At 73.8% G+C, this 25,815-nt stretch carries 17 protein-coding genes and 1 pseudogene; 6 read left to right on the forward strand and 12 right to left on the reverse strand.

The window, feature by feature from the left end; genetic code table 11:
• Window positions 1-524: 524 nt before the first annotated feature.
• The gene (locus ATJ88_RS16455; protein ID WP_098464763.1) at window positions 525-4,226 is read right to left on the reverse strand and encodes a carbohydrate-binding protein; all 3,702 of its coding nucleotides are present in this window, start codon (window positions 4,224-4,226) and stop codon (window positions 525-527) included.
• Window positions 4,227-4,462: 236 nt separating this feature from the next.
• Entirely contained in the window at window positions 4,463-5,926 is a 1,464-nt protein-coding gene (locus tag ATJ88_RS16460; RefSeq protein WP_098464764.1) for a hypothetical protein, read from the reverse strand.
• A gap of 127 nt (window positions 5,927-6,053) precedes the next feature.
• On the opposite strand from ATJ88_RS16460, the gene ATJ88_RS16465 reads away from it, so the two are divergent.
• Both ATJ88_RS16465 and ATJ88_RS16470 read left to right on the forward strand, forming a co-directional pair.
• Entirely contained in the window at window positions 6,054-6,962 is a 909-nt protein-coding gene (locus ATJ88_RS16465; RefSeq protein ID WP_098464765.1) for an NAD-dependent protein deacetylase, read from the forward strand.
• A gap of 41 nt (window positions 6,963-7,003) precedes the next feature.
• Window positions 7,004-8,536 (forward strand): phytoene desaturase family protein, encoded by a 1,533-nt coding sequence (locus tag ATJ88_RS16470; RefSeq protein ID WP_098464766.1) that lies wholly within the window; start codon window positions 7,004-7,006, stop codon window positions 8,534-8,536.
• A gap of 25 nt (window positions 8,537-8,561) precedes the next feature.
• Here the strand turns inward: ATJ88_RS16470 and ATJ88_RS18445 are convergent, their stop codons facing one another.
• The 4 genes from ATJ88_RS18445 to ATJ88_RS16490 all read right to left on the reverse strand — a co-directional run bounded on the left by ATJ88_RS18445 (window position 8,562) and on the right by ATJ88_RS16490 (window position 12,076).
• Window positions 8,562-9,551 carry a DUF4097 family beta strand repeat-containing protein gene (locus ATJ88_RS18445; RefSeq protein WP_098464767.1) on the reverse strand — a complete coding sequence of 330 codons (990 nt, stop codon included), beginning with the start codon at window positions 9,549-9,551 and terminating at the stop codon, window positions 8,562-8,564.
• Window positions 9,548-10,207, reverse strand: a complete 660-nt coding sequence (locus ATJ88_RS16480) for a response regulator transcription factor (RefSeq protein WP_098464768.1) — start codon at window positions 10,205-10,207, stop codon at window positions 9,548-9,550. Before ATJ88_RS16480 ends, ATJ88_RS18445 begins: the two co-directional genes overlap by 4 nt.
• Complete coding sequence (locus ATJ88_RS16485) at window positions 10,195-11,562, reverse strand: sensor histidine kinase (protein ID WP_098464769.1); 1,368 nt, start codon at window positions 11,560-11,562, stop codon at window positions 10,195-10,197. Before ATJ88_RS16485 ends, ATJ88_RS16480 begins: the two co-directional genes overlap by 13 nt.
• 70 nt (window positions 11,563-11,632) lie before the next feature.
• Window positions 11,633-12,076, reverse strand: coding sequence for a nucleoside deaminase (locus ATJ88_RS16490; RefSeq protein ID WP_098465429.1), 444 nt, complete (start codon window positions 12,074-12,076; stop codon window positions 11,633-11,635).
• Between the two features lie 284 nt (window positions 12,077-12,360).
• On the opposite strand from ATJ88_RS16490, the gene ATJ88_RS16495 reads away from it, so the two are divergent.
• From ATJ88_RS16495 to upp, 3 genes and pseudogenes are all read left to right on the forward strand, one after another.
• On the forward strand, window positions 12,361-13,794 hold the full coding sequence (locus ATJ88_RS16495) for an LPXTG cell wall anchor domain-containing protein (protein ID WP_098464770.1): 1,434 nt from the start codon (window positions 12,361-12,363) through the stop codon (window positions 13,792-13,794).
• Window positions 13,795-14,077: 283 nt separating this feature from the next.
• Window positions 14,078-15,256: pseudogene (locus tag ATJ88_RS16500) on the forward strand (IS30 family transposase).
• Window positions 15,257-15,391: 135 nt separating this feature from the next.
• The gene (gene upp, locus ATJ88_RS16505) at window positions 15,392-16,027 is read left to right on the forward strand and encodes a uracil phosphoribosyltransferase (RefSeq protein WP_098464771.1); all 636 of its coding nucleotides are present in this window, start codon (window positions 15,392-15,394) and stop codon (window positions 16,025-16,027) included.
• Window positions 16,028-16,083: 56 nt separating this feature from the next.
• Here upp and ATJ88_RS18450 read toward each other — a convergent pair whose 3' ends face one another.
• Window positions 16,084-20,079 carry a sigma-70 family RNA polymerase sigma factor gene (locus ATJ88_RS18450; protein ID WP_170023682.1) on the reverse strand — a complete coding sequence of 1,332 codons (3,996 nt, stop codon included), beginning with the start codon at window positions 20,077-20,079 and terminating at the stop codon, window positions 16,084-16,086.
• A 176-nt stretch (window positions 20,080-20,255) separates the two neighbouring features.
• Between ATJ88_RS18450 and ATJ88_RS16515 the strand changes: the two genes are divergently transcribed.
• Window positions 20,256-21,017, forward strand: a complete 762-nt coding sequence (locus ATJ88_RS16515) for a hypothetical protein (RefSeq protein ID WP_098464773.1) — start codon at window positions 20,256-20,258, stop codon at window positions 21,015-21,017.
• Window positions 21,018-21,153: 136 nt separating this feature from the next.
• On the opposite strand, the gene ATJ88_RS16520 is transcribed toward ATJ88_RS16515, so the two are convergent.
• The 5 genes from ATJ88_RS16520 to dnaK all read right to left on the reverse strand — a co-directional run bounded on the left by ATJ88_RS16520 (window position 21,154) and on the right by dnaK (window position 25,782).
• Window positions 21,154-21,462 (reverse strand): DUF1540 domain-containing protein, encoded by a 309-nt coding sequence (locus ATJ88_RS16520; RefSeq protein WP_098464774.1) that lies wholly within the window; start codon window positions 21,460-21,462, stop codon window positions 21,154-21,156.
• 154 nt (window positions 21,463-21,616) lie between these two features.
• Window positions 21,617-22,069, reverse strand: a complete 453-nt coding sequence (locus ATJ88_RS16525) for a heat shock protein transcriptional repressor HspR (RefSeq protein WP_098464775.1) — start codon at window positions 22,067-22,069, stop codon at window positions 21,617-21,619.
• Window positions 22,070-22,141: 72 nt separating this feature from the next.
• The gene (locus ATJ88_RS16530; RefSeq protein ID WP_098464776.1) at window positions 22,142-23,149 is read right to left on the reverse strand and encodes a DnaJ C-terminal domain-containing protein; all 1,008 of its coding nucleotides are present in this window, start codon (window positions 23,147-23,149) and stop codon (window positions 22,142-22,144) included.
• A gap of 141 nt (window positions 23,150-23,290) precedes the next feature.
• The gene (gene grpE, locus ATJ88_RS16535) at window positions 23,291-23,917 is read right to left on the reverse strand and encodes a nucleotide exchange factor GrpE (RefSeq protein ID WP_098464777.1); all 627 of its coding nucleotides are present in this window, start codon (window positions 23,915-23,917) and stop codon (window positions 23,291-23,293) included.
• Window positions 23,914-25,782: a molecular chaperone DnaK gene (gene dnaK / locus ATJ88_RS16540; RefSeq protein WP_098464778.1), complete on the reverse strand. Its 1,869-nt coding sequence runs from the start codon at window positions 25,780-25,782 to the stop codon at window positions 23,914-23,916. The genes grpE and dnaK overlap by 4 nt, the downstream gene beginning before the upstream one ends.
• Window positions 25,783-25,815: the final 33 nt, after the last annotated feature.

The raw sequence follows: 25,815 nt of genomic DNA on the forward strand, positions 1-25,815 counted from the left end.
GGAACTGCGCTGACTCCGCGGGAACGAACGCTGACTCGGCAGGAACTGCGCTGACTCCGCGGGAACGAACGCTGACTCGGCAGGAACTGCGCTGACTCGCGGGAACGAACGCTGACTCGGCGAAAACTGCGCTGAGTCGCGAGAACCCGCGCTGACCGACGCCAGCGCTGACTGAGGGGTCTTGGCGCTGACTGACCGGACTCTGCGCTGTCTGACGTTGATCAGCGCTGAGTCACGGGGATCGGACCGCAGGCCGAAGGACGGTGGAGGGGTGCCGCGCGTCGTCGTCAGACCCGAAGTGGAGGGCCCCCTGGGGCCCGTGAACGCGACGACGCGCGGCACGCCTCCACCGTCCGGAACCCGACGAACGAAGGACCCGGATCCCGCGCTGACTGAACGGATTTCACGCTGACTCGCGGAAAACCGCGCTGAGTCGCGGGAACCTGCGCTGACTCGCGGGAATCCGCGCTGGGTCGCGCGAGCCGGCGCCGACTCGCAGGAGTCGGCGCCGGCTCGTGGTCAGGTCAGGCGCACGGCCCGACGGCGGACCAGGACCCCCAGACGCTGGTGCCGGGTTCGTCGCCGCGGGTCCACCACTGGGCGCGGTGGTTGACGCCGTCGTGGGAGACGACCTCCCCGCCGGTGTAGGTGCGGGTCCGCTCCCAGGCGGGGGCGCACTCGGCGACGGCGGGGGCGGCGTCGGCGGGCCCGACCTCCGTCCAGGGGCCGAACGCGGAGATGCCGGGCTCCTGGTTGCGGCTCCACCAGCGGGCCTCGTAGACGGTGCCGTCGTGCTGGACGACGTCGCCGCGCAGGTAGACGGTGCTGGCGTACCAGGGGGCGGGGCCGGGCTCGGCGCCGACTTCGGGCAGGAGCTCGATGACGGTGGGGTCGTCGACGGGTGCGGGGCGGGCCCCGGTGTCGGCGGGTGCGGCGTCGGTGAGCTCGTAGAGGCCGTGGAGGTCGACGGATCCGTCGGCGGCGATCTCGGGGGCGACGGTCTCGTCGGTGGAGACGAACCACGACGCGTCGACCGCGGACGTCCCGCCGAGGTTCCAGTGGTTGGTCGGGTTGGTCAGGAGGGACGTGTCGGTCTGCTTGAGCCCGAGGACGTCGGTGGCGGGGTTGCGCCAGGAGATGACGCCGTGCGCCTCGTAGGCGGTGGTGGACGCGTTGGTCTCGAGGCGGACGCCGCGGTCGTTGCCGACGGAGGTGACGCCGTCGAGGCGGACGTCGGGGCCGGAGTTGGAGGTGACGCCGGTGCCGAGATTGCCGTAGCTGACGGAGTTGCGCAGCAGGTGGTCGCCGGGGATGGACTCGCCGCCGAGCTTGAACCCGTTGCCCTCGCCGGTGCGGGTGGGGTCCTCGCTGAGGTACCCGTTGGCGTAGGCGACGGAGTCCTCGACGACGACGGTGCCGATGGGTCCGGTGGTGGACTTGGCGTAGAGGTCCCAGCCGTCGTCGATGTTGTGGTGGGCGATGTTGTGCCGCAGCACGTTGCCCTCGCCGACGGTGAGCTTGACGCCGAACCCGTCCGCGTCGTTGCCGCCCGGGTCGGCGTTGTGGTGCGACTCGGAGGACACGACGAGGTTGTGGGAGGGCCACATCGTCGGCGGTTCGGCGGAGCGGCCGGAGATCTGGATGCCGGTGTCGGCGTTGTGGTGCGACTCGACGCGTTCGACGACGTTGTGGTGGCCCTCGACGAGCATCGGCTTGGCCTTGTCGCGCGACCGGGTGATCTCCAGGTCGTGGACGTGCCACCAGTCGCCGCGCAGGACGAGGCCGCCGTCGGGCGATCCGGCGAGGTCGAGGGTGGCGCGCTGGCCCGGTGCCGACATCAGGGTGATGGGGGCGTCGGGGGTGCCGTCGAGGCCGCGGCCGACGACGACCTTGCGGTCGAGGGCGTAGGTGCCGCCGGCGAGGACGATCTGCTGGCCGGGCTGCGCGTACGCGACGGCGGTGTGCAGGTCGAGGGGGTCGGCGCTGGTGCCGGTGCCGTCGGGTGTGCCGTCGGGGGTGACGCGGATCGACTGTCCCGGTTCGCCGTACGCGTGCACGGTGAGGGTGAGGGGCACGTCGACGGGGTCGGTGGAGGCGAGCTCCTCGCGGTCGCCGAGCTGGGGCTGGTCGGCGTCGGGCAGGAGCCGAGCGGTGAGCTCGTTGACGCCGTCGGTGAGGTCGACGGGCACGAGGACCCGCTCGCCGGGGGCGAGCTCGACGTCGTCGACCACGATGTCGCCGGCGGCGTCGAGCACCTGGCCGGTGCCGTGCATGTTCGCGACGAACGGCAGGTCGAGGGTGTGGTGCGGGGTGGTGGGGGTGACGTCGACGCCGAGGGTGGCGGCGACGGGCACGGTGGGCGGGTCGAGGGGCGCGTCGTCGTCCTCGGGGCGGACGGTGGTGAGCTCCCAGTCGGTGACGGTCACCTGGATCTTGCGGGCGACGGCCATGCCGACGTAGATGTGGTCGCCGTCCTGCTGGAGCAGCATGTCGGGGTCGTAGGAGATGACCTCGACGTCGCCGCCGTCGGCGGCGTCCCGCAGCCAGGTGGCGTGGTGGCCGGTGTTGGAGCCGCGCAGCGAGAACGTGAAGGTGTCGCCGGTGGCGAACCGGGGGCCGGAGGTGACGTCGGAACGCCACGTCTCGTCGAACACGACGGACCCGGAGGTGTCGCGCGCGCCGGCGGTGGCGTCGTCGGGGGCGCCGGTGTAGCCGTGCACGAACCGGGCGCCGGGCGTGCCGTCCCGCACGGTGGTGGTGCCCTCGCCGTAGCGGGTGACGAGCGCGCCGGCGGAGTTCATGTAGCGGGCGGCGGACACGCCGGGCACGAGGGTGTCGACGGCGAGCACGCCGAACCCGGACTGGTTGTCCTTGGTGGCGGCGTCGTCGACGCGGAACGTCGCGGTGAGCGTGAAGTTCTCCGTCGTCGGGTCGATCTGCGTGTAGTAGTACTGGAAGCCGTCCTCGGAGGACGCGAGCTTGGTGGAGCTGGCACGGGCGTCGAACGTGATGCTGCCGTCGGCGTTCTCGACGATCGACCCGCCCGAGCCGGCGTTGGAGCCGATGTCGGCGGACTGCCAGCGTTCGACGGCGTCGGCCACGACGACCTCGAACGGCTCGCCGGCGGTGGCGTCGGTGCCGCGGTGCGCGACGACGCGTACCTGGTAGACGGCGCCGGGCGTGAGGCCGGTGAGGTCGGCGGTGGTGCCGGTGACGTCGGTGACGGCGTCGGTGAAGTCGCCGTCCTGCGCGGTCTGCACGGCGTAGGTGGTGGCCTCGGCGACGGCGCCCCACTCGACGGTGACGGTGGCGCGGCCGCCGGACACGGCGGTGGTGAGGGCGCCGGTGACCTCGGGGCCGGCGAGCGGCAGGGCGAAGTCGGGCGCCGTGACGGCCGCGGAAGCGTGCGCCGTGGTCTCGCCGGAGCGCGTCAGCTCGACCCGCACGGTGTACGTGCCGGACGACGGCGGCGTGAGCGCGACGGTGCCGGACGTGCCGTCGACGGCGGTGAAGGCGCGGTCGGCCTCGACGCCGTCCGCGTCGGTGAGGATCGCGTGCGCGACGTCCGCGCCGTCGTCGCCGAGCAGGCCCGTGTACTGCACGAGGAGGCGCGACGGGTCGGCGGGGTCGACCTCGACGGCGTCGACGACGGGCGCGGCGACGTCGGCCCAGGGTGCCCGCTCGAGGGCGGGACCGTCGACGACCTCCGCGTAGTACAGGTTGACGCCGGAGCTGGGGGACGCGATCCAGTACGTGCCCGCGGCGGGCACGTCGAGCGTCTCGGTGGCGATGGTGGTGCCGGTGTCGTCCGCGAGCGCCGGGACGGTGTCGAGGACCGTCCAGTCGGCGTCGTAGAGCGCGAGGGCGCGGTCGGCGGTGCCGCTGCCGCTGCGGGCGTGCACGAGCACCTCGGCGGGTTCGTCGACGGTGAGGCGCACGGACCGCTGGGTGGCGTCGCCGGAGCCGTTGAGCTTGAGGCGCTGGGTGTAGACGTCTCCGCGGTCGGAGGTGCGGTCGGACGCGTCGACGGTGACGCCCTTGGCGGCGGTGGCGAGGATCGTGAAGTCCCCGACGGTCCGGTCGGCGGTGATGCTGCCGGGGGCGAGGTCGTTCGCGTCGAGGGCGCCGGCGGGTCCGGCGGCGACGGCGGTGAGGGAGGTGAGGGTGAGCGCCGCGGTGGCGACGGCCGCCAGCGGGGTGCGGAGGGTCCGCCCGATCGGTGTCATGGATCTCCTCGTCGAGATGCGCGCCGTTCAGCGGTGACCGACGCGAGAAACCGGTTTCTCACAAGGTAACCGCTTGCCCAAGGTGGCGTCAAGGGCCCGGAGCCGTCGGGCGTCCCTGGGCGAGGGGGTGTGCGCGGTCGTCAGACCGGAAGCGGAGGTCGCGCAGCGACCGTGAGCGCGACCGCGCACGCCCCCTCGCCCAGGGACGCTCGTCCGATCTCGTGGACCGGCCGGCGTCAGGAGACGGTGACGCCCACCTTCGCCGACGACGCCCGCAGGTGGTGCGCCGACGAGCCCGCGTACCTCACCACCCAGGTGCCCGACTCGCGAACCGTGAACCACCGCCGGAAGCGGCCGTCCGCGTCCACCGTGTCGATCCCCTTGAGCACCGGACCGCCCGGCCCGGCCGGGTCGAAGTAGATCTTCACCTTCTCCCCCGCCGCAGCCCGCCAGCCGCCCAGGTTCCACCTGTCGAGCTGGGACGGCTTGCGGAGCGTCCCCGACACCGAGACCCGGTCGCCCTTGCTGACCGACGAGTCGCTCACGTGCACCTTCGTCCGGGTCGCCTTGCTGACGCGGAAGCTCCCCGCTCGGTCGGCCGGGAAGTAGATGGTGCCCGTGTCGAGCGCCGGGTCCGCCCAGACGTCGACGTCGTAGATCCCGGCCGGGTCGTCGGGCCCGACGTACAGGTCGGCGACGAGCTTGTTGCCGCTGCCGCGGGGGGTCGAGCAGTGCCAGTCGTAGTGGCCGAGCCTGCTCGAGGCGCAGACGTAGGTGGTGTCGTGCGTCAACCGACCCGGCCCGTCAGCCGACCACTCGACCTCGACCCGGACGGTCTCCGTCCGTCCCGCCACCACGGCGTCCCGGGTGCGGACCTTCATCGTGACCTTGGTGCCGTGGCTCGTCCGGCTGCGGGTGAGGACGTGGCGCACCTTCGGCTCGGCCGACCCGGTGGGGTGCACCCCGGTCGCGGCGTGGTTCGAGTTCCCGGCGAACGTCGCGACCCACCGTCCCTTGCCGCGATGGTCGAGGGTGCGCCGGAACCGGCCGGCGTCGTCGGTGCGGACGGTCGTGACGTAGCGCGGGCCGGTGGCACCCGCGGGGTCGAACGACAGCCGGACCTTCACCCCCGCCAGCGGGCGACGGGCGATCGCCGTCCGGTACTCGACGTCCCGCCACCGCGTCAGCCGTCCGCTGACGACCGTCCTGTCGCCCGACCGCTTCGACGACACCGTCATCCGGGTGGCACGTCGCACCTGGAACGCGACGACGTCCTCCCGGGTGGTCGCGTACGTCCGGCCGTCCACCGTGGACTTCAGAGAGACGGTGGCGCGGTAGGTCCCCGGCGTGAAGCCCGCCGACAGCACGAAGTCCGCGTAGGCACGGTGCTCCGACGTCTTGACGAGGTAGGCGCTCTGCGAGACTGCCCCGCCCGGCCCCACGATGTACGCCGAGCTCTTGCCGAGCCCGTCGATCGAGAGCTTCTCGCGGGGATGGTCGAACGTGAACCACATCCGTGCGACCTTCGGCGCCGGGCCGACGACGACGTCCTTCATCGACACGGTGACGTCGAGGTCGATCTGCCGGAACGTGAAGGAACCCGTCCCCCGGGGGACTGCGGCCTCGGCGGGGACCAGGCCGACCGCCAGGAGCGACAGCAGGGTGAGGGCGGCGGTGACCAGACGAGACGTTCGACGCACGCCCGGAATGCTCCCAGCCGATGTCCGGGATGTCCACCCCGCATCCCTGGGGCGGCGGACGGCTGACGGGTGGGCACCCGACCCTTCCGCGCCGTCGGGCGGGCGCCGTCCGACGTACGCTCGAACCGTGCAGCCCGCCGCCCGACCGCTCGCCCCGACCTACCAGGACCGCCGCTGGGAGCTGCCGCCGGACGCCGTCGTCCGTCACGGCAACGTCGACGACGCCGCCCGCGTCCTGGAGAGCCGCACCCTCACGGTGCTCACCGGCGCGGGGATCTCCACCGACTCCGGCATCCCCGACTACCGCTCCCCCGACTCGCCGCCGCGCAACCCGATGACGTACCAGCAGTTCGTGGGCGACGACGGGTTCCGCCGCCACTATTGGGCCCGCAACCACGTGGGCTGGCAGCACGTGCACCGCACGCACCCGAACGCGGGGCACCGGGTGCTCGCCGACCTGGAGCGGCGCGGCGTCGTGCGCGGCGTCATCACGCAGAACGTGGACCTCCTGCACGAGGACGCCGGGTCGCGCACCGTCATCGACCTGCACGGCCGCTACGACCGCGTCATCTGCCTGCAGTGCTCCCGGGTGATCTCCCGCGCGCACCTCGCCGAGCGTCTCGACGCCCTCAACCCGGGCTTCGTGGAGTCCGTGCTCGACGGCGGCACGACGGTCGCGGACATCGAGGTCGCGCCCGACGCGGACGCCGTCATCGAGCGGACGTCGCACTTCCGGCCCGCGGACTGCGAGTTCTGCGGCGGCGTGCTCAAGCCGGAGATCGTCTACTTCGGGGAGAACGTGCCGCGGGAGCGGGTGCGGCAGGCGTTCGAGCTCGTCGACTCGGCGGACGCCCTGCTCGTGGCGGGCACGAGCCTCACCGTGATGAGCGGGCTGCGGTTCGTGCGGCACGCCGCGAAGGCGGGCATGCCCGTCGTCGTCGTCAACCGCGGCGAGACGCGCGGCGACCCGCTCGCGACCGTCAAGGTCGACGCCGGGGTCACCGAGACCCTGACGGCGCTCGCCGAGCGGCTCTGACAACGCCGCGTCGACGCCGCCACCGGTCCTAGGGTGGTCGGATGATCGACGTCGTGGTGGTCGGGTCCGGCCCGAACGGTCTGTCGGCCGCGGTGACGCTCGCCCGGGTGGGCCTGGGCGTGACGGTCCTGGAGGCGCAGCCGACGGTCGGCGGCGGTGCCCGCACCCTGCCCCTCGGCCTCGCCGACGGCGTGGTGCACGACGTCTGCTCGGCGGTGCACCCGATGGCGTGGGCGTCGCCGTTCTTCCGCGCGTTCGACCTGCCCGCCCATGGGGTGGAGCTGCTGACCCCGGAGGTGTCGTTCGCGCAGCCGCTGCCGGACGGGCGTGCCGGGGTCGCGTACCGGGACCTGGACCGCACGGTGGACCGGCTGGGCGTCGACGGCGGTGCGTGGCGTCGACTGCTGGGGCCGCTCGCCGCCGGCTGGGAGGCGACCGTCGCCCTGGCGATGGGCGACAAGCGGTCCGTGCCGCCCGGCCTGCTGGACGGCGCCGGGGTGCGCGCCGCGGTCCGGTTCGGGTCCGCGCTGCCGGAGCAGGGGTCGCGGGCGTGGGGGGCACGGTTCCGCACCGCGGAGGCGGCCGCGCTGCTCACCGGGGTGGCGGCGCACGCGATCACCCCGCTGCCGTCCCTGGCGGCCGCGGGCACGGCGCTGCTGCTCGGCGCGCTGGGGCACGCCGGGCCGCGGCCGCCCGGACACGGCGCACGGGCGGGCGGCCCCGCTCGACCCGCGGACACCGGTCCTGTCCCGCCCGACGGCGGATGGCCCGTCCCCCGCGGCGGCTCGGGCGCGATCACGGCGGCCCTGGCCGCGGACCTGCTGGCGCACGGCGGCACGGTCGTCACCGACCACCCGGTGCGCTCGCGCGCCGACCTCCCCGCGGCGCGGGCCTACCTGTTCGACACGGACCCGGCGACGCTGGTGCGCGTCCTGGGGGCGGACCTGCGGCCGTCGCGGCGGCAAGCGCTGACCCGGTTCCCGCGCGGGAACGCCGCCGCCAAGGTGGACGTCGTGCTGTCGGGGCCCGTGCCGTGGACGGCACCGGAGGTGCGTCGCGCCGGGACGGTGCACGTGGGCGGCACGCGTGCGGACATGGTGCGCGCGGAGGCGGCCGTCGCGGCGGGCCGGCACGCCGACGCCCCGATGTGCCTCGTCAGCGACCCCGCCGTCGCCGACCCCTCCCGCGAGGTCGGCGGCCTGCGCCCGCTGTGGGCGTACGCGCACGTGCCCGCGGGCTCGGACCGGGACGTCACGCAGGACGTCCTGGACCGCGTCGAGGCGTTCGCGCCCGGGGTGCGCGACCTCGTCGTGGCGAGCCGCTGCACCCCGGCGGCGGCGATGACCGTCCACAACCCGAACCTCGTCGGCGGGGACATCGCGGGCGGGTCGCCCGACCTGTGGCGCATGCTCGCCCGCCCGGTCGCCGCGCCCGACCCGTACCGGCAGTCCGGCGGCGCCTACCTGTGCTCGGCGTCGACGCCGCCCGGACCGGGCGTGCACGGCATGGCCGGGTACCACGCGGCCCGGCGCGCGGCGCGCAAGGTGTTCGGCCTGCGCCTGCCCGCCCTCTGAACGCTCCCGCCGCCGGGCGACCGGGTCAGGGGGCGAGGAACGCCACGTCGCCGTTGGAGCTGCGGATCTCCACGGACCGGGTGGCGGCCGGGTCGGTGGCGCCCTCGATGATCTCGTCGCCGTTCGACGTGTCCAGGGTCAGCCGCACCGGCTCGCCGTCGCCGACCACCGTCACGTCCCCGTTCGACGTCCGGGCGAAGACGTCTCCGGCCACGGCGGCGACGTCGACGCGCCCGTTGCTGGAACGCACGTCGGCCGACCCGCCGACGTCGGACACCTCGACACGACCGTTCGACGTCTGCGCGGTGAGGTCACCGGTCACGGCGGCGACGTCGACCCGCCCGTTGGAGGTCCGTGCGTCCACGTCCCCGGTCACGTCCCGCACCTCGATGCCGCCGTTGGAGGTGCGCAGCTCGGCGCGGCCGTCGACGTCGACCGCCTCCACGTCGCCGTTCGACGACCGGGCGACGAGGTCCCCGCCGACGCCCTCGGCCCGCACGCGGCCGTTGGACGTGTCGATGTCGGCCGACCCGACGGGACCGGCGGCGAGCACGTCGCCGTTCGACGTCCGCACCACGACCTCGGTCCCCGCGGGCACGACGGCGTCGATGCCGCCGGAGCACGTCCACGACACGAGCGCCGCCCACGGGGGGCACTCGTTCGTGACGACCAGCGCGTCCCCGAGCTCCTGGACCGTGTGCTCGGGGGTGACGAGCCCGCCGCGGGAGACGAGGTCGACGTCCACGCCGGTGGCGTCGTCGGCCGCCCGCACGGTCACCTCGCCGTCGGCGACGAGCTCGACCCGCGGGGACGCGCCGTACGAGTCCTGCGTCCGTGTCGTGTCGGTCAGCGCGAGGTCCACGAGGTGCACGCCGCCCCAGACGGCGGCGAGCGCGGCGAACGTCACGCCGACGACGAGCAGGACCCGCCCGACGCCGCTGCGGCCGCGGGGTTCGGGGGCACCGGGCCCGGTGGCGGGCGGGACGGTGGGGCTGAGGTCGCGGGTCCCGGTCATCGCAGGTCTCCGTTCAGGTCGAGCCAGCGCAGCACCGCGAGGACGCGCCGATGGGTGTCGGCGTCGGGCGGGAGCCCCAGCTTGGTGAGGATGTTGGTCACGTGCTTCTCGACGGCGGGCAGCCCGACGACGAGACGCTCCGCGATGGCGGCGTTGGACAGCCCCTCGGCGATGAGCGCGAGCACCTCGCGCTCGCGCCGGGTGAGGTCCCCGAGGTCGCTGCGCGACCGGGCGAGGACCTGGGAGACGACCTCCGGGTCGAGCACGGTGCCTCCGGACGCGACGCGGTCGACGGCGCCGAGGAACTCGTCGACGTCGGCCACGCGGTCCTTGAGCACGTAGCCGAGGCCGCGGGTGCCGGCGGCGAACAGCTCGGCGGCGTACCGCTGCTCCACGTACTGCGACAGCACGAGGACGGGCAGGTCCGGGTGGAGCGAGCGCAGGTGCACGGCGGCGCGCAGGCCCTCGTCGGTGTGCGACGGCGGCATCCGCACGTCCGTGACGAGCAGGTCGGGCAGCATGTCGGGCGTGCGGGTGAGCGCCGCGACCATCTCCTCGGCCGTGCGGAACGTCGCCACGCCGTGCCCCTCGGCCCGCAGCAGCCGGGCGAGCCCGTCGAGCAGGAGGACGGAGTCCTCGGCGATCACGATGCGCACGGCACCTCCACGGTCAGTCGGGTGCCAGCACCGGTCGGGCTGGTCAGGTCGAAGGTGCCGTCGAGGGCCGCGACCCGGCCTCGCAGGCCGGCGAGGCCGCTGCCGGGGGCGGGCTCGGCGCCGCCACGGCCGTCGTCGGCCACCTCGACGCGCAGCCGTCCGCCGTCGGTGTCCTCGACGACGTCGGCGCGCACGACGACGCCGCGGGCGTCCGCGTGCCGGGCCACGTTCGTCAGGGCCTCGGCGACGACGAAGTACGCGGCGGCCTGCGCCGTCGTGCCCGCCCGCTCCAGACCGGGACCGGCCTCGACACGGACCGGGACGGGGCTGCGGGCCGCGAGCGCCGACAGCGCGGCGTCCAGGCCGCGGTCGGCGAGCACGGCGGGGTGGATGCCGCGGACGAGGTCGCGCAGCTCGGCGAGGGACTCCTTGACCTCGCCGTGCGCGTGGTCGAGCGCGGCGACGGCGGTGGCGGGGTCGCGCTCCGCCTCGCGGCGGGCGGTGCCGAGGGCCACGCCGAGGGCGACGAGGCGCTGCTGGACGCCGTCGTGCAGGTCGCGCTCGATGCGGCGGCGCTCGGTGTCGGCGGCCTCGAGCGCGGCGGCGCGGGTGGCGGTGAGGACGTCGGCGCGCTCGCGGGCGGTGGCGGCGACGGACTCCGCGGCGCGCGCCTCGGCCTCGGCGGTGCGGGCCTGGCGTTCGGCGGCCTGCTGGGCGGCGCGCGCCTCGGCGTCGACGGACGGCCCGACGAGGGCGCGGGCGAGCAGGACGGTGACGAGGTCGCCGAGCTGGGCGACGACCGCGGCCGTCCACACGAGCAGGACGGCGGCCGGGACGGCGAGCAGGCCGACGAGGTCGCCGGCGGCGACGGACCGGGCACCGAGGGCGAGGGCGGCGACGGCGGCGGCGGGTGCCGCCACCACGAGCACGAGGAGCACGGAGTACGCGACGAGCCCGACGAGCAGGTAGGCGGCAGCGAGCCAGCTGCGTCCGTCGGCCAGCTGCGCCCACAGCCACGACCACCAGCCGGGGCGGCGGGGCTCGCGACGGGGCGGCGCGGGGATCACGACGCCCGTCTGCGCGGCGAGGCGCGACCGTTCGACGGCGGCGAACCCGCGGGCGAGGCCGAGGGCGAGCGGCAGCACGAGCAGTCCGATGCCGAGCGCGGGGACGAGGGACGCCGCGGTGATCACGACCACGAGCAGGGGCAGGCCGACGACGAGCAGCCAGAACCAGCCGACGACGACCTGCGCGACGCCGTCGTAGGTCGCCCGGTCCCACGGGGCGCGCCGCAGACCGCGCAGGTCGGTCAGGGCGGGGGCGACGCGGCTCGCCGTGAGGTCGGGGATCGTCATGCCACGACCCTACGGAGCGGCGGGGCGGCACGACATGCGGTGCGCCCCCGTCTCCGGGGTAGGGGCAGCCCTACCCCGGGGTGCCGCGGCGGGCGGCGAAGAAATCGCGCAGCACGGCCGCGCACTCGTCCTCGCGGACACCGCCGACCACCTCGACGGCGTGCAGGGAGCGCTGGTCGCGCACGAGGTCCCACACGGAGCCGGTGGCGCCGGCCTTGGGGTCCCAGGCGCCGAGGACGAGCCGGTCGACGCGGGCGGCGACGAGGGCGCCGGCGCACATCACGCACGGTTCGAGGGTGACGACGAGGGTGCAGCCCTCCAACCGCCAGCGGCCCCACGTCGCGGCCGCCTGCCGCAGCGCGAGGACCTCGGCGTGGGCGGTGGGGTCGCCGGTCTCCTCGCGCCGGTTGCGGCCGAGGCCGAGGAGGCGGCCGTCGGGCGAGACGACGAGCGCGCCGACGGGGACGTCGTCGGACGCGAGGGCGTGGGTGGCCTCGTGCAGGGCGAGGCCCATGAGGTGGTCCCAGACGGCGCGGCGGGCGCTCACCGTGCCGGGCGGGAACGTGCCCTCCGCCCAGGGCAGCGGCAGTCCGCGCCCGCGATCTTGTTCGTCCACGGGACCAGCGTAGGGACGTGGCGCGCGCGACGCGGCGACCATGGGGAGAACTCCCCTGTGGAGGACATGTCCGTCTTCTGTACTTTTTCACCCGTTGGTGCTGGGATGGGAGCGTTCCCCCTGTGACCCATCGTCGAGTGCTGTGCCGGTGCTCGCCACCACCGAAGGGAAAGACCCCCACCGTGAAGAGGATCCTCGCGACCGTCGCGACCGCGACGCTCGCCCTCGGCGGGCTCGTCGCCACCGCGACGGCCGCCGCCGCCCACACCCCGGATGTCGATGCTGTCTGCGGCTCCTTGTCGATCAACCTGACGCAGTATGCCGACAGCCGCGACGGCCGGGACAACACAGTCACCGTGGTCGTCGACGGTGGCGAGATCCTTCGGGAGTCATTCGGCCGCGAGTTCCGAACCAAGCTCGAGCTGACCGAGGACGAGGCCCACCAGTGGACCGTGTCCATCGACGCGTGGGACGACGACGCCTGGGACTGGAACATGTCGGGCGACCTGGCCGCCTGCGTCGAGCCCGGGCCCGAGCCCACGCCGGAGGTCGAGCCGGAGCTGGAGACCGCCTTCTACGTCTACCCGAAGCTGGACCCGACCAAGATCGCCGCCTGGGAGAACTCGGGCGAGCAGACCCTGATCGCCACCCGCGAGGGCGACCAGTTCTGGGACGAGCTGCCGCAGGAGTACCCCGGTGAGCTGTTCGACGTGACCGCACTGCCGGCGGACGTCTGCGAGGGCTCGTGGGGCGTCCAGCAGGACGTCGTGCGCGTCGACGCCGACTTCTCCTGGGACGACTTCCAGCACATCACCTACCCCGACGGCCCGCTGTTCGGCTGGCGCCTCAAGGACCACCGCCACGACGACCTGAGCAACTACCTGGCCGAGTGCGGCGAGGAGGCTCCCGAGCCCGTCGCGGTGCCCTCCCCGTCATTCGTGGAGAGCTGCGACGCCGGGATCACCGTGACGATGCCCGACACGGGCTTCGCGACCTACTCCGAGGAGTGGAGCGCGGACCGCACCCAGGTGACGGTCACCGCGACCCTCGCCGAAGGCGTCGAGGTGGCCCCCGAGACCGCCCTGTCGTGGACCTACACGCTCACTGGTGAGGCATGCGCGAGCGAGCCCGTCGTGGTGACGCCGGACGCCCCGAAGGTGATCGACGAGTGCGGCACCGAGGCCGACGAACTGCGCCTCCCTGGCGCGGTCGAGGGCCTGACCTACTCCTCGTCCGCCGAGGGCATCGTGGCCACCGCCTCCGCGGGCTACACGCTGGGCGAGCTGCCCGCGGGATACACCGCGATCGACGAGTCCACGGCCGTGTACGCCGTCGACGAGTCGGTGTTCACGGATGAGCCGTGCGCGACGACGCCCGCCGAGGAGCCCACTGAGGAGCCGACCCAGGACACCACCGAGGACCGCCCGGCCGCGCAGGACGTCGCCGTCGACGTCCCCGCGGATGCCGGCGAGGACGAGGAGGTCGCGGTCGCCGCGCAGACGACCGAGCTGCCCCGCACCGGTGCGACCGTGGGCATCACCGCGGGCGTCGCCGCCCTGCTCGTCGCCGCCGGTGCCACCCTGTTCGTGGTGCGCCGCCGCGTCGCGCAGCGCTGACCCCACGTCGCAGGGCCCGGCCGGGACTGGCCGGTTCTAGCGGTCCCCGCAACACCCTGGATTTCAGGGGGTTGCGGGGATCGTGGTTTCACCAGAGCTCAGGGCGCGGTTCTTCGAGGTCTTCGACGAGGTAGCGAGTGCGACGATCGCGGCGCGCGTGGTCGGGGTGAACAGGCATACGGCTGCCGGGTGGGTGCGGAAGGCTGGTCGGCGTTCTGAGGGGCAGGGTGGGCGTGGCCCGCATCCGCGCAGGGTCGAGTACGAACAGCTTCGCCGCACGGGTATGTCCCGGCGGCGGGCCGCGCAGCAGGTCGGGGTCAACGTGCGTACCGCGCTGGACTGGGACGCCGGGGTACGGAAGGCTCGCGGGGCTCGCATCTACCCGGATGGTCGCCGGGTGGACTACACCACGGGCGTGACGACTCATGTGGAAGTGGCCATCACGCCCTCGCTCGCTGCGCTGGAGGCCGAGCTGGATCCACGGTTCTTGACGTTGGCGGAGCGGGAGCAGATCGCTGACCTGCGCCGTGAGGGCGCCTCGTTGCGGGCGATCGGGCGGGCGCTGGGGCGCCCGGCCTCGACGATCAAGCGTGAGATCGACGCCCGGTCGGCCGGCGGGGTCTACCGACCCCATGCGGCCCAGCGGTCCTGGGTGGCGTCTCGGGCGCGCCCCAAGCGGGCCAAGCTCGCCGTGAATGGTCCGCTGCGCCAGTACGTGACCGCCAAGCTCGCGGTGCGGTGGTCGCCCGAACAGATCTGTCACGCTCTGGTCAAGGAGTATCCGAACGACGAGAGCATGCGGGTGAGTACCGAGACGATCTACCAGGCGCTCTACGTCTAGGCCCGCGGCGGGCTGCGTCGTGAGGTCGCGGCCGCGCTGCGCACCGGACGCACCCGCCGCAAGCCGCGCCGTAGCGCGGAGCAGCGCACGCCCCGGTTCGCCGACGAGATGGTGATGATCTCCGAACGACCGGCCGAGGTCGCCGACCGGGCCGTGCCCGGCCACTGGGAAGGTGACCTGATCGTGGGTACCGCCTCGCAGTCCGCGATCGTGACCCTGGTGGAACGCACCACCCGCTACGTGCTCCTCGGACATCTGCCCGGTGGACACACCGCCGAGGAGGTCCGCGACGTTCTGGTCCCGCTGATCGGGACCCTGCCCGCGCACCTGCGTGGCTCGCTGACCTGGGACCAGGGCAGCGAGATGGCCGCCCATCGCCAGTTCACGATTGCCACGAACGTGCCGGTCTACTTCTGCGACCCGCACTCGCCCTGGCAGCGCGGATCGAACGAGAACACCAACGGTCTGCTGCGTCAGTACTTCCCCAAGGGCACCGACCTGCGGGCCTACGGGCCCGAAGACCTCGAACACGTCGCCCAGGAACTCAACGGCCGACCACGCAAGACGCTCGACTGGGATACCCCAGCCGAGCGTCTGCGTGGTCTACTGACGGCCACATAAACCATCAGGTGTTGCGAGGACCCCTGGAAACCGCCACTCCCCCGGCCGGGCCCTGCGGCATCCCCGGGCCCGCCACCGGCACGTGTCACACCGTCGGCACGGGCCTGCGGGGCCCGCGCCCGGTACCGTGGCAGCATGCGCCTGCACGTCGCCGACCACCCGCTGGTCGCCCACAAGCTCTCCGTCCTGCGCGACGAGGCCACCCCGTCGCCGATCTTCCGGCTCCTGGTCGACGAGCTGGTCACCCTCCTCGCCTACGAGGCCACGCGGCACGTCCGTGTGGAGCCGCAGGAGGTCGTCACGCCGGTCACCACGACGACCGGCGTCAAGCTGAGCGACCCCAGCCCGATCGTCATCCCCATCCTGCGCGCCGGCCTGGGGATGCTCGACGGCATGACGCGCCTGCTGCCCACCGCCGAGGTCGGCTTCCTCGGCCTGCAGCGTGACGAGGCCACGTTCGAGGCCGTCACCTACGCCAACCGTCTGCCCGACGACCTCACCGGTCGGCAGGTGTTCCTCCTCGACCCGATGCTCGCCACCGGCGCCACGCTGGTCGCGGCCATCGACTACGTGCTGGAGCGCGGCGCGCACGACGTCACCGCCGTGTGCCTGCTCGCCGCCCCCGAGGGCGTCCAGGTCGTCCAGGAGGCCGTCGGCGAGCGCGCGGACGTGCAGGTCGTCGTGGCCGCCGTCGACGAGCGCCTCAACGAGAAGAAGTACATCGTCCCCGGCCTGGGGGACGCGGGCGACCGGCTCTACGGCATCGTCTGACGCCCGTCGCGCCGCCCGCGGGGCACGTCACGGCCGTGCCGTGACCTCGCCGCGGCTCACGGGTACTCGCAGCCGCCGACCTTCTCCCACTGCCGCCACTGGCCGTTCCAGCGGTGGCCGTCCTTCCACCACTTGGCCCCCTGGCCGTGGGCGGGGGACCCCTCGGGCGCGGTGCCGTCCCAGCCGACGTACCGGTACGCGAAGCCGTTCCACGACCGCACGTCGCCGGGCTCGTACTTCACGCCCCAGGCGATGCGGTCCGGGCACCAGCCGGCCTCCGCGGCCGTGAAGGTCCCCGTGTCCAGGGTGGTCGACCAGTCGCCCGCCGTCACCGTGTAGGTGGTGCCGCGGCGGCCGTCCACCCGCGGCGTGGTGAGGACGTCGGACTTCCCGGCGGGCACCGTGACCGTGCGGTCGAAGCCGTCCTTGCCGACCACCTGGAAGCTCACCTCGACGTTCGAGCCCGAGTTGTCGAGCACCACGCGCGGCTCCCGCCACGACGTCACCCAGCCGCCGTAGTCGTCCTTGCGCGTCTCGACGTCGTCGAGGCGGGCGTCCGGCGCGACGACGGGGCAGGACAGGCCGGCGTAGGTGGCGGTGCTCGTCACGTCCTGCGCGGTGCCCTCCACGGTCCGGGCCAGGCGCACCGTGACGTCGCCGCCCCGGGTCCGCCACCGGTGGGTGTCGAGGACGAACTGCGCGGTGGCACCCGCCGCCAGCCGCTGCTCACCGACGGTCGATCCGCGGCGGGTGAGCGTGGCCTGCCACGAGCGCGTGCCGCCGTTGACGACGTCCACGACCACCTGCACGGTGCCGGCGTCGCAGCGCGGCGCGGCCGTCACCGTGACGTCGTCGGGCCACGTCAGCGGCGTCGCGCAGGACCGGAAGGTCACGTCCAGGGTGCGCAGCTCGCGACCGTCGGCGAGGACGGTGCCGGTCTCGGTGCCCCACGGCACCCGGACCTGCACGGTCGTCGTGTCGCCGCCCGCGACCTTGACCCTCTCGGTCTGTCCGCCGACCCGCACCACGAACTCCACGGGCAGCGTCGAGGCGGTGTTGTCGAGAGGCACGGTGAACGAGCGCGTCGACGTCTCGGAGCCCGGGTCGTAGGTGCAGGCGTCGGCGGCCCGCGCCGCGCCCGCCGCGGGCGCGATCGTCGCCGCCGGGTAGGACGTGGTGGGCGCGTTCCACGGCACGACGCCGTTCGCCGGCTGGTCGCCGTCCCGGTCGGTGCGCCAGCGGTACAGGTCGAACGTCACCGACCCGGCGTCCACCGAGGTCTTGTCCGTCGGGACCGACAGCGTGATGCTGCCGCCGGCGGGGAGCTGCGTCGTGGCGGACGACGTGCCCGCGCCCTTCATCGTCACCTGCATCGGGTCGCCGTCGTGGTTGACGATCGTGCCCTCGATCCGGACCGTGCCGCCGTCGTTGACGGTCCGGGCGGACGTCTCGACGTTCCACGTCGGGTCGTAGCACTCGGCCCGGCCGTGGCGCACCGTCTCCACCGTGCGCGAGTACGTCGACCCGGCGACGGTGGTCGAGACCTTCCACGTGCCCGTCCCGTCGGGGACCCGCAGGCCGTCGTGGACGACCAGGTTCGCCGTCTCGCCCGGGGCGAGCGAACGGGTGCCCTCGGAGCCGGACCCGGCGGCGTCCAGGCCGACCGTGAGGGTCCGGCCCGTGAGGTTGGTGTAGGAGCCGGTGACGACGGCGTCGGCGACACCGACGTTGCCGCGCGCCTGGCAGGACGCCTCGATGGTGCCGGCGCCGGCCATCACGCCGACCCATGCCCGGCCCACGGACAGCGACGCCGCGTCGCGCACGACGGAACCGTCGTCGGGCAGCTCGGGCACCACCTGCAGCGCGTAGTCGCCGGCAGCGGTCGAGCCGTCGGCCACGACCGTCGCGGCACCCGACAGGGTGGTCCCGGCGGCCAGCTCGGGGCCGGTGCAGTGCCACGTGCGGTACCCGTCGGCGGGCTCGGACACGGCGTCGCAGCTGAGATCACCGTCGACGGAGCTCGGCACGAGACCGGTGGGCACCTTGACGCGGGCCCCCCATCCGGCCGGGGCGGCGACGTCGCCCGAGTTGCGGACGGTGAACGTGACGTCGGCGCGGCCCGGGTTCTCCACCGCGGCGACGTCACCGACGTCCGCGGTCAGCTCGGGGCCGAAGTACGCGACCTGCGTCGCGGGGAGGGCGGTGGTGCTCTCGGCCACCCCGTCGGCCCAGACGCTCGCGTCGACGCCGTAGGTGCCGCCCGAGCGGGCGACCACGGGGACGGTCACCGTCCTGGCCTGCCCCGGGTCGAGGGAGCCGACCTGGCACTGCACGACGCCCGCCTCGGCGGTGGCGGTGCACGGCAGGGACGACGGGTCGGCCGGGAGGGGCACCTGCGGCCCGGCGGACGCGCCGGACGGCGACGAGGCGACGCCCAGCGCTATCCCGTCGGGGAGGGTGACACGGAGCTGGGCGTCGGCCGCGACGGTGCCGCCGGAGTTGCCGACCTCCAGGGCGAGGTGGTCGGTGACGCGCGGCTCGAGGACGTCGGACGGGTTCGCCACGGTCACCGTGACGTGCGCGGGCGCCGGGAGCACGACCTGCTCGACGGCGGCCGCGTCCACCAGGGCGGGCACGTTGGCCGGGTCGGTCGGGTCGGCGCTGGGCTCCGGGGCGGGCGACGCCTCCACCTGGGGCAGCTCCTCGTCCTGGACGGGCCAGGGGGACGCGACGGCGACGGGCGGCAGCTCCGGCACCGGCGCGGGCTCGCCGCCGCTCATCGCGCCGAGCACGGAGACGACGCCGACGGTCGCGGCGGCGACGGCACCCGTGGACGCCGCGACGGTCACGGCGGACATCCCGGCGGTGCCGGTCGCGACGACGGCCGTGGTGGCGACCGACGTCGCGGTGGAGGCGGTGGCGGCGGTGGCCGCGGTGGCGGTCGCGGCGGCCGTCCCGCCCGCGCCGGCGGCACCCGCACCGGCACCCGCGGCCCCGGCAGCACCCGCTCCTGCCGCCCCGGCCCCGCCCGCGGCACCCGCACCGGCACCCGCACCGACGCCTGCCCCGACGGTGCCCGTCGCGGCCGACCCGGCGCCGACCCCGGCACCACCCGTCACGGCACCGGCCCCCGAGCCCGCGGCACCGACCGCGCCGGTGGCGGTGGCGGTGGTCGCCCCGACACCCGCGGCACCGGCCGTGCCGGTCGCGACCCCGGCGAGGCCCGCACCCGTCAGCGCACCGAGGGGGAGCGCGCCCAGGACGGCGAGGCCCGCGACACCCAGCACCAGGGGTGCGACGACGACCCGCATGCCGTGCGCGACGTCGCCCAGCTCCAGGACGAGCACCCGGCACCCGTCGCAGCTCTCGAGGTGGCGGTCGACCTTGCTGATCTCCCGCTTCGACAGGCTGCCGCGCACGTAGCCGCCGAGCATCGGGTTGACCACCTTGCAGGTGTCGGCGGGCTCGGCGGTGAGGTGCTCCTGGAGGTAGCCGACGCGCAGCCCTTCGCGGGCGCGGTAGGCGAGGGCGGACACCCCGTTGGGCGTGAGGCCGAGGATCGGTGCCACCTCCGCGGGCGACAGCCGCTCGACCTCCGTGTACCAGAGGACCGCCTGCCACCGCTCGGGCAGGCGCTCGTACGCGCGCGCCACCACGGAGCTCTCGAACCCGGCGAGCGCCGGGTCCTCCGAGGAGCCCGACGGGCCGAGCGCCAGCTCGAACGTGCCGTCGTCGTCGGTGGGACGGGTCCGGTGCGCACCGGCGGAGAGGTCCGCGGCGAGGCGGCGCACCACCGTGAAGAGGTAGGCGCGGAAGTGGGTGTCGGGGCCGCTGCCCTGGCGCAGCACGCCGAGGACGCGCTGGAAGGCGTCGGCCACGACGTCGTCGGCGTCGGAGTCGCTGCGCACGTACTGGCGGGCGAGGATCCGGGCGGCAGCAGCGTGCCGCTCGTAGAGCGCGCCGTAGGCGTCGAGGCTGCCTCCGCGCACCTCGAGGATCAGCTCCCCGTCGCTGGGAGCTGTTCCACCCGATCCCACGTAGACGTCGGTCACGCCGGCCCCGCTTCTTCCACGATCAGAAGTTCCCGCTGCCCTGAAGGCACGGGACGGGGTTACTCTACGGTGAGAACCCCACGCACGCGTAGCGCGCGAGCGGGTGAAACAGTCGTCCGGACGTTTCACCCGCTGCAACCGCGTCATGATCGTGGCTCAGGGAGGTCTCATCCAGCATGACCATGCCGACCGGCGGCGCATGGGCCGTCGACACGCGCGAGCGCTGGCGCACCGCGAGCCTCACGGAGGTCTGGCTCCGGCCGGGCGACTGGTACCACCCGGCGGTGGACGCCGTCGTGGAGGCCGTCGCCGACGGCCGCTCCCCCGAGGCGCCCGCGCACCGGCTCGGGTTCGCCCGGTCCTCGGCGGGCATCGGCCTCGACGAGACCCTCGAGGACGTCGCCTGCCTGTACCGCGCCGTGGGTGCGCCCGTCGACGTCGACGTGGTGCGCGGTGCGGCCCTCGGCTGGGTGCAGGGGCGCGAGCGGGAACCCACGCTGTCCGGGGTCCGCGACCCCGCCACCGGTCTGCCGACGGTCGACTACCTCGGCGAGCGCCTGCGCGAGACGTACGGGCGGTCCGCCGGGTCGGCGCTCCCGGTGTCGGAGACCCACTGCCTGGTGATCATCGACGTGGCGGTGGACGACCTCGACGCGTGGCAACGCATGGCTCGCGCCGCCTCCGTGGGCCGGACGCTCGACCAGGTCTTCGGCAGCGGCCACCCGATGGCGTCGCTGAGCGACGGCGTGTTCGCCGTGCTGTGCGAGCGCTCACCCGACGTCGCGCGGCTGTCCCAGTCGGTGCGGCGGATCGTGGAGCGCAACGCCCAGATCCTCGGCGTGGCCGGGACGATGCGTCGGCCGGTGCGCGTCTGGCTCGAACGCCTGCCGGCGTCGCACGGCGCGGCCGTCGACCTGCTCCAGCACCTGCGCCGCTGAGGGGCCCCGGCCGAGCACGACGCGGGCCGGTGCGCACCACCCAGGGCGTGCGCGCCGGCTCGTGACCGGCCGGGGACGACGACGGGCCCGGACGGAACGGTCCGTCCGGGCCCGTCGGGCGTCGCAGGGGCGGCGCTCAGGCGGTCTCGAAGGTGAGGCAGTCGGCGTGCCCCTCGTCCTGCGGGCCGGCGCCGACGCGGATGGCGGCCGCCCCGCACTCGAGGCTGTCGTTGTGCACGCAGTCGACGCGCTGGCAGGCGCCGACGTGGGCGACGACCTTGTCGAGGCCGCCCTTGGTGCCGAGCGGGATGAAGGTCGCGCAGGCGGCGTCGCCGGGGACCCCGCCGATGGTGACCGCTCCGGCGTGACAGTCGTGGTCGTGGTTGTAGCTGCACCCGTCCACCGAGCACTCGGTGACCTCGGGCATCTCCATCAGGGTCGTCATCTCTGCTCCTCCGTGGGCCGTGGTGCGTCGCTCTCGTCACTCGATCATAGGAGCGAATTCGCATTCTGGCTACGAAGGAAATACTCACCCGAAGAAATAAGGAAAGCCTTACCGCAATGTATTCGATATAGGAAACAATGACGTTCCCTAAAGATCAGCCGCGCGGGGCGGGCCGCCACAGCACCAGCGCACCGCTGTCCTGCCGGGACTCCACGTCCACCCGCAGCTCGGTGCGCCGCACACGGCGGCCCAGCGGCATCGCCACGACGTCACCGCCCGACCCGGCGGTGAACACCCGGCCCGCGGCGTGCTCACGCTCCGCCAGCAGGCGGGCCAGCTCCCCCAGCCGCTGCTCCAGCACCGAGACGTGCTGCTCCAGCTCGAGGATGCGCTTGATGCCCGCGAGGTTCACGCCCTCGGACTGCGCCAGGCGCTGCACCTCCAGCAGCCGGGCCACGTCGCGCCGCGAGTAGCGGCGGCCCCGGCCGCGCGTGCGCCGCGGCACCACCAGACCCAGCCGGTCGTACTGCCGCAGCGTCTGCGGGTGCATCCCCGCGAGCTGCGCGGCCTGCGAGACCGTCAGCACGGGTGCGTCGTCGGTGACCATCTCGACCTCCTCCCGGCCCGAGGCTACCGTCGGCCCCGCCCGCCACCAGGGCCGACGGCGCCGACGCAGCCGCTACTGCGCCGCCCGGGCAGCCAGCCCGGCGCGCACGTCGTCGTCGCCGTCGGCCGCGGCGGCGAACTCCTCCAGCGCCTTCTTCGCGGCGCGGCTCAGCTTCTGCGGGACCACGACCTGCACGGTGACCAGCAGGTCGCCCGTCTTCTTCGTCGTCGCCACGCCGCGGCCCTTGAGGCGCAGCACCCGGCCCGACGGCGTCCCCGCCGGGACCTTGAGACGCACCGTCTCGCCCGACAGCGTCGGCACCTCGACCGTCGTGCCCAGCGTCGCCTCGGCGAACGTCACCGGCAGCGTCATGCGCAGGTCGTCGCCGTCCATCGAGAACACCGGGTGCGGCTCGAGCTGGATGCGGATCATCAGGTCGCCCGCGGGACCGCCGTTCACGCCCGGGCGGCCCTTGCCGCGCAGGCGGATCCGCTGCCCGTCGTGGACGCCCGCGGGGATGCGGGCGGTCAGGTCGCGGCCGTCGACGGTCATCTCGACCGTCGTGCCCTGCACCGCCGCCCGGAACGACAGCGTCGCCTTGTGCTCGATGTCGGCGCCGCGCTGCTGCTGCGGCCCGCCGAACCCGGCCGGACGCCGCCCCGCGCCGCCGCCGAACATCTGCCCGAGGATGTCCTCGAACCCGCCCGACTGCTGGTACTGCACGCGCGGACCGCCCGGACCGCCGGCCCGACCGGTGGGGGCGCCGCCGCCGAACATCGAACCGAAGATGTCCTCGAACCCTGCGGGCCCGCCGCCCGGACCGCCGGCGAAGCGCGCGCCGCCGCCCGCCATCGAGCGGATCGCGTCGTACTGCTGCTTCTGCTCGGTGTCGGACAGCACCGCGTACGCCTCGCCGATCTCCTTGAAGCGCGCCTCGGCCTTCGGGTCGCCCTGGTTCTGGTCAGGGTGGAACTGGCGCGCCAGCTTGCGGTACGCCTTCTTGATCTCCGCCTGGTCGGCATCCTTGGAGACGCCCAGCGCGGCGTAGAAGTCCTTCTCCATCCAGTCCTGACCGGTCACGACGCCTCTTTTCGTCTCTTATCGCGCCCGGCGCGAGCGGCGCCGGGCTGATGGTCGGCGGTGCGGGGCCCTGTTCGCGAGAGCCGAGCGAGGAACGAGCGAATCATTCGAGCGCACAGGGCCCCGCACCACCGACCGTCCTCACTCGGGTCCGACGACCCCCACCCGGGCGGCCCGCACGAGCTTGTCGCCGATGCGGTAGCCCGGCTCGATCACCAGGTTGATGGTCGTCGACGTCACGTCGGCGTCCGTGGAGTGCATGAGCGCCTCGTGGACGGTCGGGTCGAACTCCTCGCCGACCGCACCGAACCGCTCGACGCCGAACTTGCCGAGCGACGCGTCGAGCTTCTCCGCGATCGCCGCCATCGGGCCGGACAGCTCCGCGTGGGCCTTGGCCCGCTCGATGTCGTCCAGCACCGGCAGCAGGGCGGTGAGCACGTCTTGGGTGCCCCGCGTCCGCGCGGCCTCCTGGTCGCGCAGCGCCCGGTTGCGGTAGTTGGTGAAGCTCGCGCGCTCCCGCTGCAGGGCGTCCAGGTGCTCCGCGGCCTGGGCCTTGGCGGCCAGCACCTCGGAGTCCTCGGCCGCCTCCGGCGACGGCTCGAAGTCGAGCGCCTCCAGGGGGTCGGCCGGCTCGGCCGGGGTCTGCTCCGCGTCGCGGGGCTCACCCGTGGTCGGGTCGACCTTGCGCTTGTCCGTGAAGTGGAAGGGGGAGTCCCCCGAGCCGCCCTCCGGCTGCTCGGGGGTGCCCCGCGTCTCGTCCGCCGTCACTTGCGGTCCTTGTCGTCCTCGTCGTCCACGATCTCGGCGTCGACGACGTCCTCGTCCGGGGCGGCCGACGGGGCCTCGCCGGAGGTGTCGCCGGCACCGGCGGAGGCCTGCTGCTCGGCCGAGTACAGCGCCTCGCCGATCTTCTGCGAGGACTGGCCCAGCTTCTCGTAGGCCGCCTTCACGGCGTCCGCGTCGTCGCCCTCGAGGGCCGACTTCACGGAAGCGACGTCCGCCTCGACCTCGGTCACGACGTCGGCGGGGAGCTTGTCGCGGTTGTCCGCGACCTGCTTCTCCATCGCGTACGCGAACGACTCGGCCTGGTTGCGGGTCTCGGCCTCCTCGCGGCGCTTCTTGTCCTCCTCCGCGTGCTCCTCGGCCTCCTTCACCATGCGGTCGATGTCCTCCTTGGGGAGGGCGGAACCGCCGGTGATCTTCATCGACTGCTCGGTGCCGGTGCCGCGGTCCTTGGCGGACACGTGCACGATGCCGTTCGCGTCGATGTCGAAGGTGACCTCGATCTGCGGGACGCCGCGGGGGGCCGGGGCGATGCCGGTGAGCTCGAACGTGCCCAGCGGCTTGTTGTCCCGGGTGAACTCGCGCTCGCCCTGGAACACCTGGATCGCGACGGACGGCTGGTTGTCCTCCGCCGTGGAGAAGATCTCGCTGCGCTTGGTCGGGATGGCCGTGTTGCGCTCGATGAGCTTGGTCATCACGCCACCCTTGGTCTCGATGCCGAGGGACAGCGGGGTGACGTCGATGAGCAGCACGTCCTTGCGCTCACCGCCGATGACACCGGCCTGCAGGGCGGCGCCGACGGCGACGACCTCGTCCGGGTTGACGCCCTTGTTGGGCTCCTTGCCGCCGGTGAGCTCGCGCACGACCTCGGAGACGGCGGGCATGCGGGTCGAGCCGCCGACGAGGACGACGTGGTCGATCTCGGAGACCGACACGCCCGCGTCACGGATGACGGCGTGGAACGGCGCCTTCGTGCGGTCGAGCAGGTCCTGCGTGAGCTGCTGGAACTGCGCGCGCGTCAGCTTCTCGTCCAGGTGGACGGGGCCGTTCTCGCTCATCGACAGGTACTGCATGGAGATGTTGGTGCTCGTCGCGGACGAGAGCTCCTTCTTCGCCTGCTCGGCGGCCTCGCGCAGACGCTGCAGCGCGATCTTGTCCTTCGACAGGTCGACGCCCGCGGAGTTCTTCACCTGCTTGATGAGGTGCTCGACGATCCGGTTGTCCCAGTCGTCGCCGCCGAGGCGGTTGTCGCCGGAGGTGGCGCGCACCTGGATCGTGGAGAAGTCGTCCTCGTCCTTGCCGACCTCGAGCAGGGAGACGTCGAACGTGCCGCCACCCAGGTCGAAGACGAGGATGAGCTCGTCCTCCTTGCCCTTGTCGAGGCCGTACGCGAGCGCCGCCGCGGTGGGCTCGTTGACGATGCGCTGCACGTTGAGGCCGGCGATCTGGCCGGCGTCCTTCGTGGCCTGGCGCTCGGCGTCGTTGAAGTACGCGGGGACGGTGATGACCGCGTCGGTGACGGGCTCGCCCAGGTACTCCTCGGCGTCGCGCTTGAGCTTGCCGAGGATGCGCGCGCTGATCTCCTGCGCGGTGTACTTCTTGTCGTCGATCTCCGTGGTCCAGTCGGTGCCCATGTGGCGCTTGACCGAGGAGATGGTGCGGTCGACGTTGGTGACCGCCTGACGCTTGGCGACCTCACCGACGAGGACCTCGCCGGTCTTGGAGAACGCGACCACGGACGGCGTGGTGCGGGCGCCCTCGGCGTTCGCGATGACGGTGGGCTCGCCACCCTCCAGGACGGCGACCACCGAGTTGGTGGTACCGAGGTCGATGCCGACTGCTCGAGCCATGTTGGCGCTCCTTCGTGATGGGGGTTGAGTCGT

The sequence above is a fragment of the Isoptericola jiangsuensis genome (assembly GCF_002563715.1).
GTDB lineage: Bacteria > Actinomycetota > Actinomycetes > Actinomycetales > Cellulomonadaceae > Isoptericola > Isoptericola jiangsuensis.